This is a genomic window from Pedobacter sp. UBA5917, from assembly GCF_002432345.1.
GTDB lineage: Bacteria > Bacteroidota > Bacteroidia > Sphingobacteriales > Sphingobacteriaceae > Pedobacter.
Map to the genome: position 1 here is coordinate 1 of NZ_DJDT01000179.1, position 15384 is coordinate 15384.

Here is a 15384-nt window from a genome sequence, read left to right on the forward strand (position 1 = left end):
CCACTACGGTCGAAATGACGGAGTCATTGAAAAAAACAATACAGCCATTACATGCGCCTAACCTCATAAAACCGCTCTAACCCTTCAACATACCGCTCAAAAAACGCCTTATAATACCCTTTCGGTACCTGCATCCTAAAATTTACCCTGCTAAAAAAACACATTAACCTATAATCCATTTCAGCACCCAGCAAATACCATAAGTTAGGTTTAGCCTTATCGCGTACCATAAACAAAGCCACATCACTCTTACTTAACTGCAAAACTTTACCATTTACCTTTAGCCTGAGCAAAAACTCGTAATAATTACCCTTATCAGTTAACACGAAGCTTAAAACAGGTACAGTTAACGAAAAAGCCAGTGGTTCCATATTCTTCTTCATCGGCTTGCCTGCAATATTCCTCATGCCAAAGCTGTATAGGTAATGTGTAAAAGGTTGCTGCACCAGCAGCGGTAAAGCCCTGTTCCATAAATAAAAAAGCTCCAGTTCATTAGCATTATTAAACAAATTAATTTCAAGCAGGGTTTCCGGTAAATCATCATGTTTGTTGCGATGTATCAGCGCTATCTTTTTCATCGCGAAGCAGATATCATTTAACATTAGTTGTTGTGGCGATAAATTTATACCCCCAATATCGTGTGCATTAAACACGAAACCATTATACTGTTTAAACCTTTTCCCATCATTATTGAGCGTAAATAGGTACGGAACCAGAAAAGGATAATGGTTGGTGTGGAATTTTACCAAATCGGTATTGGCAAAACAATATCCAATACCAACCGAATCTACATTGGTTATAAGCTGTTTACCAACTACCGCAGCACGTGGTACAACCACCCTTTCAACAACCTCCGGAAAGTAATCATCAGGCTTGTAAAAACCCTTAAACTTTTCCTTTAAGGCAACCTTTAACCTGTTACCACTATTAATAACCGCTATATATTCCGATTGCTCTGTATCCACATTAAAACATTCGGGCCAGTAATACTCATCAAAATCGTGGCATCCATTCCACATCATGGCACGCAAGGCACGGTAAGCGCAATAGCTTAAATAGGTTTCGTCCGTATCTATACTACAGCTCACCAGTAAACAATCGTATGCTACAAAAAGGTAAACCTTTGCAGGCTCCTCTTTATCCAACTTCACACTTATGGTTAACATGCCAACATTAAACGAAAGCGATGCCATTGCCAGCAGGTTAGGGTTTTTACGCACTCTAAACGCAGTATGCATTTCTAACACCTGTAAGGTTAATATCCTGCTCCCCTTTGCAAAAGGCAGTTTATAAAAACGCGAAAGCGGTTTCCCCCCAATTGTTTTTAGTTCAGTTATCATCTCTTTCTCCTTTCTATTGGTTTATATTATCAGATCATTGTACCGCTAAGCATAAAGCCACGCGAATGTTGCACCATATAAGGCATATAAGGGCATTTAAGCCTTATATCACAATTCACTTCTAAGCGCCATTCAAACCCCCACTGCCCCCCGAAGTATATTTCTAGGCACCATGCTAACTCCCTTTCAAAACCCCCACAAGCCTTACCGATTACGCCGTTTCCCGATAGCAATCCTATCATGGAGGCACATTTTTTTAAGGCACTACGCTAACTTGCTTTGAACAACAAACAGGTTTTACCGAAGAACGCCCGTCAATCCTCCCGAATGTTCGGGACAGGGAAATCAAAAAAAATAGGTGCACCTGCAGAACAAATTGCTTTCAGGGCTCTTCCTATCTGGGCATCATGCTAACTCACTTTCAAAACCCCACAAGCCTTACCGAAGCACGCCGTTAATCCCAAGGACCGGCGAAATCAAAAAAACAGATGCACAACAGAACAAATAGCACCTCCAAACCTCAAACGCAGTGGTTTTGTGTCTCGAATCTGCACAATCACCCATTAAGCACAAACCGACACAAAACAAAGTGCCGCTGTTTTTTTGATGTGTAGTGGCCTTGTGCGAAAAGGTCCATTGCCGGATTAACAAAGCGCTTTGGGTACTTTGGCGCAGCAAAGTACCATGCCCCCGCGGCATAGAGCGGTAAAAAAACTCCTATACCAATAAATCCTCTTTCGTATTACCTTCATCAGTAATAAACCTATTTTGATTAATCACCATCGTTTCCTATCTTCATCCTCAACACCACCAATTTCGAACACAAAAACCGGGTACCAAACCACAGCCAATTGTTTAAAACAATGTTACAGTTGTTTCTTACCCCACAAAAAAATTAGATATATTTGGCTATGGAAACCTCATCAAAACCTAACCGCATGCACCTTGGCCGTAAAATTAGCCGCATACGCGAACTGCGTGGCATGAAACAGGAAGCCCTGGCTACCGAACTGGGTATTAGCCAGCAGGCCATTAGCAAATTAGAGCAGAGCGAAGAAATTGAGGATAGCACTTTAGAAAAAGTAGCGAAGGTTTTGGGAGTAACGAAAGAGGCAATACTCCAATTTTCAGATGATGCAGTGGTAAATTATTTCAATACTTTTAATGACAATAGCTTCAACAATGGAGCATATAATGCTTTTAATTGCAATTTTAATCCTTTAGACAAATTAATGGAAGCATTAGAGGCCAATAAAGAACTTTATGAAAGGTTATTGGCTAGTGAAAGAGAGAAAGTGGAAATATTGAAGAATAAATAGAAAAATAGATATACCAATTCTTTGTCTAATTATAATAATATGCCATTTATACATAACGGCGTTCAATTATCTCCGTGTATTGTTGCAAAAGCTAAAATAGCACTTGGTTTAAGTAATATTAGGATCAGAATTAATAATAAGCGATGTACAGCCTATTATTGGAGAAAAGTTGTTAGAGCGGTGGCTGCTAGGTATAATGTTCCATCAAATATTATGGATAATGCAATAGATGATTATGAAGTTTATTGTAGTTAACTAATAAATTATACTTGAGATAGACAATTGTTATAAAGCTTGTTTAACCAAAATCATGATTTATTTTTACACTTACCCAAAGTTATAATTGCCCCCCAACTCCTTTAAATTTTTCTACAAAGTCACTAATTCTTTGAAAAACACTTTGTTTCTTAGTTAAATATTGTGGATTTAGAGCACTCATTTTTGGTAGGATAGCATTCAATTCCATACCATTATCACTTGCAAATTCACGTTTTAATGATGCAGTCATATATCTTTTTGTTGCTTCTTCATTTAAATTTTCATCTGTGATGAGTTCGGTAACTTCTTCTTTTTGCTTTTGTTGTGCATACTGGAAGAACGAGTCAATAATATTTGCCTTTTCTTGAATGGCATCTAAATCTGTTTCATTAATATAATCTACGATTAGACTCTCTTTAGCTCTATTGCCAATACTTGAACGAATTACACGACGAATTTCTTCTACTAAAATCACTTTATCTTTCGTTTTTTTATTCCGTTCGAATATCAATTCAATGATATAGTCTAGATTGATCTCTTGTGATTTTAATAGATCAACTTCGAAAACAACATCATCCCAATCTAAATTAGATACCTCAGCTTCTTTACCACTTTTCTCACGTCTAAACCAATCTCGAATATCATTATAGGTTGATCTATAATCTTGCACAACTCTTTCGGGTAATACCAAAATATTTTGCATAATTGCGATTTCTTCGTCCGTTAAGAAATACTTCGCTTTAAATGCCTCAAAAGCATCTGTATCATTTACATCAATTGTTTGTAGTGCTTTTAGATAGGTAAACTCATCGTAATTCTGCAAGATATTTTCTACGCGTAAATATTCACCAAAAAGCTTAACGAAGTCTTTTTTACCTTTCTCTGTTATAATTTCGTCCGGATCAGGAAATTTATTATTTAAATCTTGAACTATTTCTATATAACCTCTACGTGCATCACCTGTAATAATATCTGTAAAACCTTCTAAATATTCTTTATAGCTTTTTTCTAATACTACATTCTTAGTATTCTTGTCTCCAAATAAGGTAATTGCATCAATAGTTGCTTGCTCTAGATTTCTGAATGTAACAATATTGCCGAATGTTTTGGTAGAATCATAAATTCGATTGGTACGCGAATACGCTTGTATTAATCCATGATAACGTAAATTCTTATCTACAAACAGCGTATTTAAAGTAGGAGCATCAAAACCAGTAAGGAACATACCGACTACGATTAATAAATCTATCTCTTTATTTTTTACCTTTTCCGAAAGATCACGATAATAATTTTGAAATTCCTTGCTCTCTACGCCATAACTTGTTCCAAACATCTTATTATAGTCGTTAATAACTTTAGTTAAAAACTCTTTTGCACTGCTATCTAGTGCAGAAGGCTCGAATGTTTCATCTACAATTTCACCAACAGCGTTTTGTTCTTCATTCGCAGCAAAAGAAAATATAGTAGCAATTTTAAGAGATTTGTCACTTCCCTCTTGTAAATGCTTTAATTCCTCGTAATAACTCTTAGCAGCATCCACACTACTTACTGCAAACATCGCATTAAAGCCACTGTTGCTACCCAAAGTTCGATGCGTTTTAACTCTAAAATTTTGTAATATATATTTTGAAATTTCGTTTATGCGTATCGGATGTAAAAAAGCTTTTTTAGATTCTGCTGCACTCAGTTTTTGTTCATCTATTTCATTCTCTATTCTTTTAAATTTTGGTCTTACATCGTTATAATCCACTTTAAACTTCAATACTTTTTCGTCACGTATGGCATCGGTAATCACATAAGAATGCAGTTCTGCGCCAAATACACTTTTTGTACTGTCAGCTCCTAGAGCATTTATCCCTGCAAATATGGGTGTGCCCGTAAAGCCAAATTGACAGAATTTCTTAAATTTTTTCTTTAGATTTTTTTGAGCCTCACCAAACTGCGAACGATGAGCTTCATCAAAGATGAATACCACTTGTTTATGGTAAATATCTAGATCAACTTCTGTCTTCATCAGGTTGTTTAACTTCTGAATCGTAGTTACGATAATCTTGTTGTCGTCCTTGCCGATGTTACGTTTTAGTCCAACTGTACTCTCGGAACCATTTACGCTATCTGGCGAAAATTTTCGGTATTCTTTCATGGTTTGAAAGTCCAAATCTTTACGATCAACAACAAAAAAGACTTTATCTATAAAATCAAGTTGTGTGGCCAAACGAGCAACTTTAAAACTGGTTAATGTTTTACCCGAACCCGTAGTATGCCATATATAACCACCACTTTCTGGCTTTGACCAATTTCTGGCTTCATACGAGCTTTTTATTTTCCACAAAATTCTTTCTGTTGCAGCAATCTGATATGGACGCATGGTTAGCAAAGTATTCTTTATATCAAATACCGAATAGGTTAAAATAATATTTAATAACGTATCTTTTTGAAAAAAGGTAGCTGTAAAATCTTTTAGATCTTTTATCAATGAATTATCCGCCTTTGCCCAATTCATCGTAAAGTCGAAACTGTTCTTGTTACGCTCTACGGTATTGGCAAAGTATCGGGTATCGGTTCCATTAGAAATCACAAAAAGCTGCACAAATTTGTACAAAGAATTTTCTGTATTCAAACTTTCTTTGGTATAGCGATGTACTTGATTAAAAGCTTCGCGTATAGCCACACCACGTTTTTTGAGCTCCACTTGTACCAGGGGTAAACCGTTTACCAATATGGTTACATCATATCTGTTTCTGTGCTTACCTTTTTGTTCTATTTGCGAAATTACCTGTACTTTATTGCGGGCAATATTCTTTTTATCTACTAGGTAAATGTTTTGAATATGCCCATCATCAAATACAAAATCGTAGATGTGATTATCTTGTATTTTTCTTGTTTTCTCTACCAAATTATCACTCGGTTTATCCAAATATTCGTCTACAAAGCGTTTCCATTCCTGATCTGTAAATAATGTATTATTCAACGTCTGTAGCTGAATTCTCGCATTGGCAAACATTGTTTCGAAGGTTTTGATATCCGCCGGATTTTCATAACCTTGGTTGATTAAATCTTGCACAAACTCACGCTCCAAAGCAGCCTCCGTTTGGTAATTCACGGGTGCTTCATGTATTGTGCTGTATCTATCGTATTTATCTAAAACAATAAAATTGTTTGATTCGGCTATAGTATTAAATTGCGGCATTATTTATCTAATTTCTAAAATATCCAAAAACCTCTGTTTCTCTCATAATATACTCAAGAATCCTTTTATGATCATCTGTCAATTCATATATCTCTTCACTAGAATGTTTAGAGTGACTAGAAATATTGATAATACGTGATAAATATAAATCCCTTTCTCCTTCTGTTCTTTCAGGCAATAAGTCACCCCAATTAGTACGTCCTAAAAAAGTAGCAGTTTTTTCTAAAATATTTCTTAAGAAATTGAAATGATATTTGCTGATTTGACCAGAGATAATAGCGTTTTCAATTTCTTTTTTTAGTAATAAATGATATGAAAAAGGTGAATCATTAGATTGATTAGACATCTGATATGTCCCATCATCTAATTTGCTTAAAATATACTTTTTGTACCTTCCATCCTTCAATTCATTATGCAAAACATTATAAAATAAAGGATTGTGCGTAGTAATAATAAACTTAACACCGGATTCGTTCGATTTTATTAATTTAGCTAAGTGAACTGCTAATTCTATTAAATGATTTTCATCTAATGAACTTACAGGGTCATCAATAAAAACATATTCTAAATTATCAAATTTATTTGTGCTACGTTCATCTGACTCAGCAATATTTAAAACATCTATCACTTGATCCAACAAATTGCAAAATACGCTCCAAATAAAACAGCTCTCTTCTCCCTTAGAAATTTTCACAGTTTCAGAAGATTCTTCATTTCCTCGTTCAAACGTAAATTTTATTTCTGAGAAACTTTCGTTAAAATGAGGAGTCAACTTATCATTGGTATAATGCTGAAAAATTGATGTAATATTTTGATCTTGACCTTCTTCGGAAAGTACCCAATTTGTAAAAGTATTAGGTTGAATTTTTAAAGTAGGCTCATTTGTACTATTATCCCAATAAAACAAATCTTCGGTAAAGGCATTATAATATAATACTTTAATTTCCTCATCTTCATAATCAATCACTACTTCCTCTTGATTTAAAACACTTACATTATCATCTAACACTCCATCCTCATTACTTATAGGATCATTTAGATTGGCATTTTCAACTGTCTCAGCGCCTCCTAATGGCAATTCTACTGATGTTATTATTTTTTTAAACTCGCGAGAAAGCCGGGTTTTACCTGTTCCATTAAAAGCATAAATAAGTTGAACTTTTACATCTACAGTACTTGCAAGCCTAGCATTATTTGTATGCGTTGCATTTCTTAATGTTTGTGCTATTTCGGTTAATGTGTGCCCCATATTCTGCTTATCTAATCTTTAGGAAAGGTTAGTAATAGGTTTCTATAATACTCGTACTGCTTTTGTCTCAACTCAATCTCTCTCGGTATACCTCCACTTAAAGAATTGGTCAAAATATCAAATTGATCTAAAATGCCAACAATACGTTTTTGCTCCTCTATTGGAGGAACTGGGATTGGAAATTTTAAAAACATTGGCTTTCTTAAAGATGTAACTGAAGAATGAACTGAAGTTTTTTGGATATAACTATAAAAGTTAGCTACCATATAATGGTAAATATAACGAGAAGAAACATCAGCATTTGGAACAATTCTGTAGGCTCTTTGGTGAAGTGCATATTTACCTACAGCCCAATGAAAAACTTTACCTACTCCAACACCATCACCAGCTGTAATAATTGCTGTTTCATCAAAATCATAGGAATTGAGTTTCAATGGGGTGATCCCCCTTGCATAAAATGTGTAATTCCCGTAATCAACTGCATCTTGGGTATCATGACTACCGGTTCCTATCAAAGCAATTTCACCCAAAGCCTTCCATTCTATCTCCTCACCGAAAGTTAGCAGTTCTTTCCGATAAAATGCATATTGCTTTTTACGAGCTTTAAGTTCCGCTTTAAGTTCCGTTGTAAGTTCAGTAAAACTATCTAATATATTGACAATCTCTTTTTGGATTTCGAGTGGTAGGATAGGGATTTGTATTTCAATCAATTTGCCTTTTGTTAATTTAGCTCTAATTCTTCCTGATAAAAATGGAATAAAATTTACAATTCGTAGATAATGAAACAAAAATCTTGTGCTTAATTCATCTTTTCCTTTAATTACATGAACATGATTATTAGCCCAAAATTTCCCATTAGCATATTGAATGGAGTAATTTTCAATACTTGTAGTACCATCTTCTGCAATAAGAACAAATTCACCACTATGTGTATATCCCTCCACATAATCCTGAATGTTATTAGCACCATAATATGGTATTTCTCCAGCTAATCGCAATGAAGATTCAACTGGCTTCCTTCCTCGATTTGCTATTTCAATAAAATTTTCGTCTCCTAAAGAAGTCCATTTTACATCAACACCTTGTAATAGTTTTTTAAAATAACTCATGCATCTATCTCCTTTATTATGCTGTCAATAGAAGCACGCAATTTCGTAATCTTTTCAACTGTTTGTGCTATTTCCGCATTGAGTACCGCTATATCAATTTTTTCGCGATTGTCTTTTGCATCCACATATGAGCTTACTGATAGATTATAGTCATTAGTAGCTATTTCATTATTATCTTTACTGACAGCGGTGTGGGCTATATCTTCTTTGCTATCAAAGATGCCCATAATCTTATCAATATGGCTGTCTTCTAGCACATTGTTATTGGATATTTTTCTAAAGAATTCTTCGCCGGTGGCATCTATAAACTGCGTATTGGTATTGGTTTTATTTTTTGCTAATACCAAAATATTTACGGAGATAGATGTACCATAAAATAAGTTTGATGGTAAAGAAATTATTGTTTCTATAAAATTGTTGTCTACCAGATATTTTCTGATTTTTTGTTCCGCACCACCACGGTAGAATATACCTGGAAAACAAACAATAGCGGCTCTCCCCTTACTTGATAAGTAGTTGAGCGCATGTAGTACAAAAGCAAAATCTGCTTTAGATTTCGGCGCTAGTACGCCGGCAGGAGCAAAACGTGGGTCATTTATTAGTGTAGGGTCATCAGCACCTACCCAATTGACTGAATAAGGCGGATTAGAAACAATGGCATCAAATGGTTTGGTATCGCCAAACTGTGGATCTTCGAGTGTATTCCCCAATGCTATATCAAACTTATCATAATTGATGTTGTGCAAAAACATATTCATACGCGCCAAGTTGTAGGTAGTATGATTAATTTCTTGCCCAAAGAAACCATCTTCAATAATATGATTATCGAAATGTTTTTTAGCTTGTAGCAACAATGAACCTGAGCCAGCAGCAGGATCATATATTTTATTTACCTTTTCTTGCTTGTGCATTGCCAACTGGGCAATGAGTTTAGATACGTTTTGTGGTGTAAAGAACTCACCGCCAGATTTTCCTGCATTAGCAGCATAGTTATTAATCAAAAATTCATAGGCATCTCCAAATAAGTCAATTTGATTTTCTTCAAAATTTCCGAAATTCAACTCTGCTACACCTTTTAATACAGCAGCTAAACGTTTGTTTTTGTCTTCTACTGTATTGCCCAAACGCGTACTGGTGGTATCAAAGTCAGCAAATAACCCCTTAATATCTTGTTCAGAAGGATATCCCATAGCAGAACTTTCAATGTCGTTAAAAAGGGCCTTTAAGTCCGTGTTTAAGTTTTTATTTGTATTTGCTGTTTTTACTACATTAACAAATAGCTGTGTCGGGTAAATAAAATATCCTTTGGTTTTTACTGCATCTATTTTTACCTCTTCCGGTATGTCTCCATCTTTAAAATTAGCATAGTCCACACTTTCATCACCACCCTCTATGTAGTTAGTGAAATTTTCGCTGATAAAACGATAAAAAAGAGCGCCTAGTACAAATTGTTTAAAATCCCATCCGTCTACTGCGCCACGTACCTCGTTGGCTATCTTCCATATTTTTGCCTGTAACTCGGCTCTTTGGGCTGTACTTGTCATCTGTATTTCCGTTTTAATAGCTATTATTTATAGTATAAAGCTGCAAGATATGAATTTAAATAAATCATTACTTAGCCAAATAAATCGAAAACGATATCACTATGACTATTAGCCTAAAAAGTTATCAACCTTGTCTTCATCAGCTCTCCATGCTCACTAATCTGCTCCTCAGCCCAATCTATTTCTTTCATCATTAAAACCTGTTTCAAACTATCGGCACCAACATTATGATAATGATCTTTTTTAGCTTGTGGCATATAATTACTTAATCTCGAATTTTTACTACTGCTAATTAAACAGAGGTTGCCAAATAAATCAAATACCTCTGGTTTTATTTTATGCTCTTTTGAAATAGGGTTTTGTGGGTAATAATGTTCTACCGAACTTCTAAAAGTAAATTCAAAATCATTAAACTTTTCACTCTTTTCTTTCCAAAGAATATAGTCCAGGTAGTTAAATACAAAGTTTTCTACCGCTGTACCCCTATCTAATAAGCTTAAATTGTAATTCCCAATAACTTTGTTCAAAGAAACTCCTTTATTGGTATAAATAATATCAAAATAATCAGTTGGCTTTTCAGCAACAAACCTATCGAACAAATATGCTTGAGCTAAATACTGTAAATAGGTCCTATATTTTTCAGGGTTAATATCTTGCTCGTTAAAAAGATAGTTAAGTGCTGCATTTAACCAATGTTTGTAAACCAATGTTGGGGTTGATACATGGAACATCGCTAACAGCATCAGTATTTCCTTATTCAGTGTATCATTATTTTCTTCCTGATCAAAGGTGTTTACATAGCCTATCCTATTTTTATCATACACCTTTAATGTTTTTAAACTCCATTGATCCTTCTCTTTAAAAAACTCCCGTTTAATGATGTATTGATCAAATAAGTGCTTTGCCTTTAGTAGGTTAAAACCAAAATCTTTTACAAAACTGATACGTTCTTCTGCGTTTCGATCCTTAAGCTCTGCATCAAAAAAGTCTTTCAAACGCTTATCATCCAAACTGATGTTTTTCTGTGTCTGAACTCTCAGTACATGTAATAAAAAATTAGAGAAATTAATTACGGAGCTAAATCGCTCTGGTGCTTCCTCAGCTTCGTTTTGATTTAGTTCAAATTTGCCGGTAAATGCAACAATTTCATTTATACTTAATTCATTTTCTACGTTGAGTGCCCTGTTTTGTTTTTCTTTGGTATCAACATCGTTTACTGCTTTTATTTTAGCAGTAATTTCATCAAGGTTTAAACAACTCAGTTTATTCCAGTTTTCGGTAAAAATGGCATTGCGCTGTTTCGGCGAAAAACCGTACTGTACGTAGCGTTCCATATCAGCGCAGGCTTCCCAAATCTGATTAAATGTATAGCTTAAATCCCGATCATTTTTTAGTATATCCAATAAATTTGCCTTTAATACCTCATGCTTTTCTAACTGTTCCCCCCTATTATTCATTATTTCGAAATAATGGTTCAAATCGGTTTCAGGTGGTACCGGCACCCTAACAAGACATACTTTTTCAACTAAATAATTGTAAAAAATTTTTAGTTGTTGGTCGGTCTTCAGTAGATCCTTTAATATTTTTACAGCATCAGCATAACGTTGTTTAATGTATACATTATACTCTTCCCCACTATCCAAATCAATAGTACCTTTTTCAATTGCTTCAAGGCTAGCTGTCGATTTTCTTCTGCTGTCGAAACTAAGCTTAAGATTTAGCGGAATACAGTTGGTTAATTTCTCCTTATAAGTATGGTGTAGGGCATTTAGCAATATGCTAAGAGTAGTTAAACGTTGCTGTCCATCAATAGTTTCGTAAGTAATCTTGTTCTCTATCTTCCGCTCATAAATAATTAACGAACCTATGTAATAAGGTTGGTTTGGTTTATAATCAGCAAAATCAAAAATATCCTGTATCAATTGCCTAATCTCACCCTGCCCCCAGGTATAATTACGTTGATAGATTGGAATTACATAATTATCGCTGTTTTCAAACAGTTCTTTAATCGAAAATGATGGTATATTACTCATAAATGTAATTGAGCTGTTTAAATAGATTTTTAATTTTTTCAGTTTTTGCCGATTCAACTGTATCTTTTAATCCCTTAAGTTTTAGGTTTAAAAACTCATTGGGCTGTAGTGCGTTTTTAATGGTTTTAAAAACCTGGGGCTCCTGTAGGGCATAATTATCTACTGTAGCCAACTGTACCGCATGTTGTGTTAATCTTACTGTATACGCCCAAATAAAAATACGCTCAATCGCCCTTTCAATTTCTACCAGTCCAAACTTATCTATATAGTACATTAAGGCACAGTTAAATAAATTACGTACGTATTTATCTCCAGTTCTATGCATCCCATCGTAATTATCCAAAACTTTCAAAATATCTTTTGCTATTCCTTCCTTTTCGATGGGAACTTTTAAGTTTTTTATCGCATCAGCGTAATGGGTAATCATTTCGAAAAAACGCTTGCCATTAATCACCACCTGATCTAATTGATAAGGATAACTTAAATGTTTTTGATCAATGTTTCTGTTAAAATCATTATTATATCCTTCTATATAAAAATGGCTTATACGGTATATGCTTGCAAAAGGATATGGTTCTTTTATATTAGGACTAATACCTTTAAAAATTGAAATATCGGCTTTGGTAAACCGCCTTGCAGTGTTGCCATTTGCCCAGTTTCTAATCCTAAACAAAAAGTTGGCAAAAGTATTTTTCAACTTTGTTAGCTCCATGTTTTCCCAACTTTCAACAATTTTAATCCGTTCTGCTTCGCTTGTATTATCCATCATTTCACGTAAATGGAATGCTTTAAGCAGATCATGAGGGTTTAAATCAACACCTCTGGCATTCTGCGAATCAAAAAACTGGAACGCTTCTGATATATCATTCAGAACAACTTTTACCACTTCGCATTTCTTGTAAAAAAACTCAACAGTCTTAGCATCAAAATCAACTATCCTCCGTACTATTTCCCGATAGTTTTCCCTTATGTTATGCTTGCTTAAATTATTGGTAAATTTTAATTTATCTGTTAATTCTATCCGTTTAACATCAACATTGGCACTTTTTAATTTTTGTTGTAATGTAATGTTATTCTGTATGGCTAAAGCGATTAACAACAGCGTAATCGTTCTTTGCTGCCCATCAACAATATCGTTAACGGTTTTATTTTCATGTACTGAATAGTTTTGATGGTATACGATGGTACCCAAACGATAAGCAGGCTTCTCTTTAAACAATAGGATATCATTTAAGAGGTCGTTTACGTTTTTCAACGACCATTTGTAAGGCCTTTGGTAATTCGGAATTCTTAGTTGTTCATCGAATAACAACTGTTGTATCGGTATAACTTGCGGTTCTATCTTTTTCGTCGCATTATCCTGATCATGAGTTTCAAAATCTGTTTTCGAAACATCAAACAAAGGTACATTTGAATTGATTCCGCCATAAAAGTTAGAACACGGTTGTTCTTCGAGCGTGGGATTAGGCATGTAGATTTGAGCGTTTAATTTCTAATTGGAAACCAATATACAGCTAAAAAAATATTTTAACCATTAAAAAATGGTTAAAGCCTCATAACGAGGCTTAACCATTTACCTACCAATACAATTAAGTTGTATGGCATGCGTTCGAGCACCAATAACAACCATTGATTCTTTTGAAAGCATGTTTCCTTTTCGCCTCGGCTACTGCTGGTACACAAGAACTAAATGAGCCTAACTCATCATAATTCTGCGAAGGATAATACCTGCAATCATCCTTGTGCACCTCATAATCGCCATTTGTCTGTTGGTTCAAATTTAATCTGTAACTAGCCATAATTTTTGGTTTTATTTTATAATTCATATAAACCTCCCCAATTCAATCCATCATTCCTTACGGTTTCCCTCATCCCAAGTGATAAATTCTTTTACATTTTATGCTTTGTACAGTAAGTAACACTATCTTAATAGCAATTAATCTATTTTATTTACTTTTTAAACAACAACTTATGTCAAAAACTAATGACACCGGCCATGCCAAAAATGTGGCCAATTTCGAAACCCTTATTTCTTATTTAACCGGTTATGGTGCCGTGTACAACCCCAGCAATGCCAACATCCAGTTAAGCAGCTTAAACGAAAAAGCAGCCGCTGCCCTGGCCCTTACCCAACAGGTAAACGATTTGGCTGCTAAAAACAGTAACGCGGTTGCCGCCCGCGATCTGGCTTTTCAGCCACTCAAAAAATTGAGCACCCGTATTGTAAATGCTGTAAAAGCAAGCAATGTACCCAAACAGGTGGCCGATAATGCCATTACCCACAACCGTAAATTACAGGGGCAAAGGGCTACCGTAAAACTTAGCGACGTGGAAAAAGAAAAGCTGGCGGCCGATGGCACCATTGTAAACCAGGTATCGGCCTCGCAACAGAGTTTCGATAGTTTGCTCGATAGTTTGGATAAGCAGATTAAGCTATTAGGTACCATCCCTACTTATACGCCTAACGAGGTAGACCTGCAACTAACCACGCTTACTGCTTTGTATAATGATTTGTTGCAGAAAAACCGCGATGTAATTGCCAAAACATCCGAGTTGAGCGGCCTCCGCCTTAACCGCAACAATGTGCTTTACCATGCCGAAACCGGTTTGGTTGCCCTGGCGCAGGATGCCAAAAATTACGCTAAATCTATTTTTGGCATTAGTACACCCCAGTACAAGCAAATTTCGGGCATCCCCTTTAAAAGTGTAAAAATTTAGAACAATGAAAAAAATCATCCCAATCCCAACCACAATGTAAAACAGCAACAGATATAAAAATCGGTTGCTGTTTTTCTTTTATAGCAAAAACTGTAAACTGATAAATCTTCTGGCAAATTAAAAACACATCTGCACAAAGCTGCCTCCTGCCCGGTTAATGTTAGCCACTGCAAACTAAAGCTGCCAACTGCGCAGATAAAGTAACCTACCCCTCCGATAAAGTTGCGAACTGCCGAAATAGATCTGCCATCGGAAAGTATAATGTTATCAACGGCAAGTTTAAAACTAACGATGGAAAGTTTATAACTTTCAACTGCACTTATAAATCTACGAGCTGATAGTTTAATGTTGTTAACTGAAAGTTTAATACTGTTAACAGCAAGTTCATAGTTATCGATGGCGAAAAAAATGTTACCATGCGCAAACTAAAACCTATCGACGGCGGATATAATGTTGTTAACTGCAAGTATAGAACTGTTAACTGCGGATATAAATCTATCGACGACGAGTATAAAGTTGTTAACCGCAGTTATAGAACTACATACTGCAAGTTTCACCCGGGATTAAAGATCCTTCGTTGCACTCAGGATGACAGCAAGGGAGAAGAGATCCTACTTCGCATGA

9 protein-coding genes are annotated in these 15384 nt (G+C 35.2%); 2 read left to right on the plus strand and 7 right to left on the minus strand.

All coding sequences use genetic code 11. The annotated features are described in order from the left end of the window. Positions 1-47: 47 nt before the first annotated feature. Positions 48-1340, minus strand: coding sequence for a hypothetical protein (locus B2V92_RS11715; RefSeq protein ID WP_293308080.1), 1293 nt, complete (start codon positions 1338-1340; stop codon positions 48-50). Between the two features lie 911 nt (positions 1341-2251). Between B2V92_RS11715 and B2V92_RS11720 the strand changes: the two genes are divergently transcribed. Beyond that, positions 2252-2659: a helix-turn-helix domain-containing protein gene (locus B2V92_RS11720; RefSeq protein WP_293308082.1), complete on the plus strand. Its 408-nt coding sequence runs from the start codon at positions 2252-2254 to the stop codon at positions 2657-2659. 337 nt (positions 2660-2996) lie between these two features. On the opposite strand, the gene B2V92_RS11725 is transcribed toward B2V92_RS11720, so the two are convergent. The 6 genes from B2V92_RS11725 to B2V92_RS11750 all read right to left on the minus strand — a co-directional run bounded on the left by B2V92_RS11725 (position 2997) and on the right by B2V92_RS11750 (position 13513). Next, entirely contained in the window at positions 2997-6107 is a 3111-nt protein-coding gene (locus B2V92_RS11725) for a type I restriction endonuclease subunit R (RefSeq protein ID WP_293308084.1), read from the minus strand. Between the two features lie 7 nt (positions 6108-6114). Then, positions 6115-7356 (minus strand): AAA family ATPase, encoded by a 1242-nt coding sequence (locus tag B2V92_RS11730; RefSeq protein WP_293308086.1) that lies wholly within the window; start codon positions 7354-7356, stop codon positions 6115-6117. 11 nt (positions 7357-7367) lie between these two features. After that, a complete protein-coding gene (locus B2V92_RS11735) occupies positions 7368-8465 on the minus strand; it encodes a restriction endonuclease subunit S (protein WP_293308088.1) in 1098 nt (365 codons plus the stop codon). After that, positions 8462-10009 (minus strand): type I restriction-modification system subunit M, encoded by a 1548-nt coding sequence (locus B2V92_RS11740; protein ID WP_293308090.1) that lies wholly within the window; start codon positions 10007-10009, stop codon positions 8462-8464. The genes B2V92_RS11735 and B2V92_RS11740 overlap by 4 nt, the downstream gene beginning before the upstream one ends. Before the next feature lie 113 nt (positions 10010-10122). Then, positions 10123-12042, minus strand: coding sequence for a DUF262 domain-containing protein (locus tag B2V92_RS11745; RefSeq protein ID WP_293308092.1), 1920 nt, complete (start codon positions 12040-12042; stop codon positions 10123-10125). After that, positions 12035-13513, minus strand: a complete 1479-nt coding sequence (locus tag B2V92_RS11750; RefSeq protein ID WP_293308093.1) for a DUF262 domain-containing protein — start codon at positions 13511-13513, stop codon at positions 12035-12037. The genes B2V92_RS11745 and B2V92_RS11750 overlap by 8 nt, the downstream gene beginning before the upstream one ends. Before the next feature lie 500 nt (positions 13514-14013). Here B2V92_RS11750 and B2V92_RS11755 point away from each other — a divergent pair, with 500 nt between their 5' ends. Continuing rightward, entirely contained in the window at positions 14014-14760 is a 747-nt protein-coding gene (locus B2V92_RS11755; RefSeq protein ID WP_293308095.1) for a hypothetical protein, read from the plus strand. Positions 14761-15384: the final 624 nt, after the last annotated feature.

What these genes read in the sequence shown, in the direction of transcription:
- B2V92_RS11715 (WP_293308080.1), bottom strand. Translation starts at nt 1,340, where the DNA reads ATGATAACTGAACTAAAAACAATTGGGGGGAAACCGCTTTCGCGTTTT.
- B2V92_RS11735 (WP_293308088.1), bottom strand. Translation starts at nt 8,465, where the DNA reads ATGAGTTATTTTAAAAAACTATTACAAGGTGTTGATGTAAAATGGACT.
- B2V92_RS11740 (WP_293308090.1), bottom strand. Translation starts at nt 10,009, where the DNA reads ATGACAAGTACAGCCCAAAGAGCCGAGTTACAGGCAAAAATATGGAAG.
- B2V92_RS11755 (WP_293308095.1), top strand. Translation starts at nt 14,014, where the DNA reads ATGTCAAAAACTAATGACACCGGCCATGCCAAAAATGTGGCCAATTTC.
- B2V92_RS11725 (WP_293308084.1), bottom strand. Translation starts at nt 6,107, where the DNA reads ATGCCGCAATTTAATACTATAGCCGAATCAAACAATTTTATTGTTTTA.
- B2V92_RS11745 (WP_293308092.1), bottom strand. Translation starts at nt 12,042, where the DNA reads ATGAGTAATATACCATCATTTTCGATTAAAGAACTGTTTGAAAACAGC.
- B2V92_RS11730 (WP_293308086.1), bottom strand. Translation starts at nt 7,356, where the DNA reads ATGGGGCACACATTAACCGAAATAGCACAAACATTAAGAAATGCAACG.
- B2V92_RS11750 (WP_293308093.1), bottom strand. Translation starts at nt 13,513, where the DNA reads ATGCCTAATCCCACGCTCGAAGAACAACCGTGTTCTAACTTTTATGGC.
- B2V92_RS11720 (WP_293308082.1), top strand. Translation starts at nt 2,252, where the DNA reads ATGGAAACCTCATCAAAACCTAACCGCATGCACCTTGGCCGTAAAATT.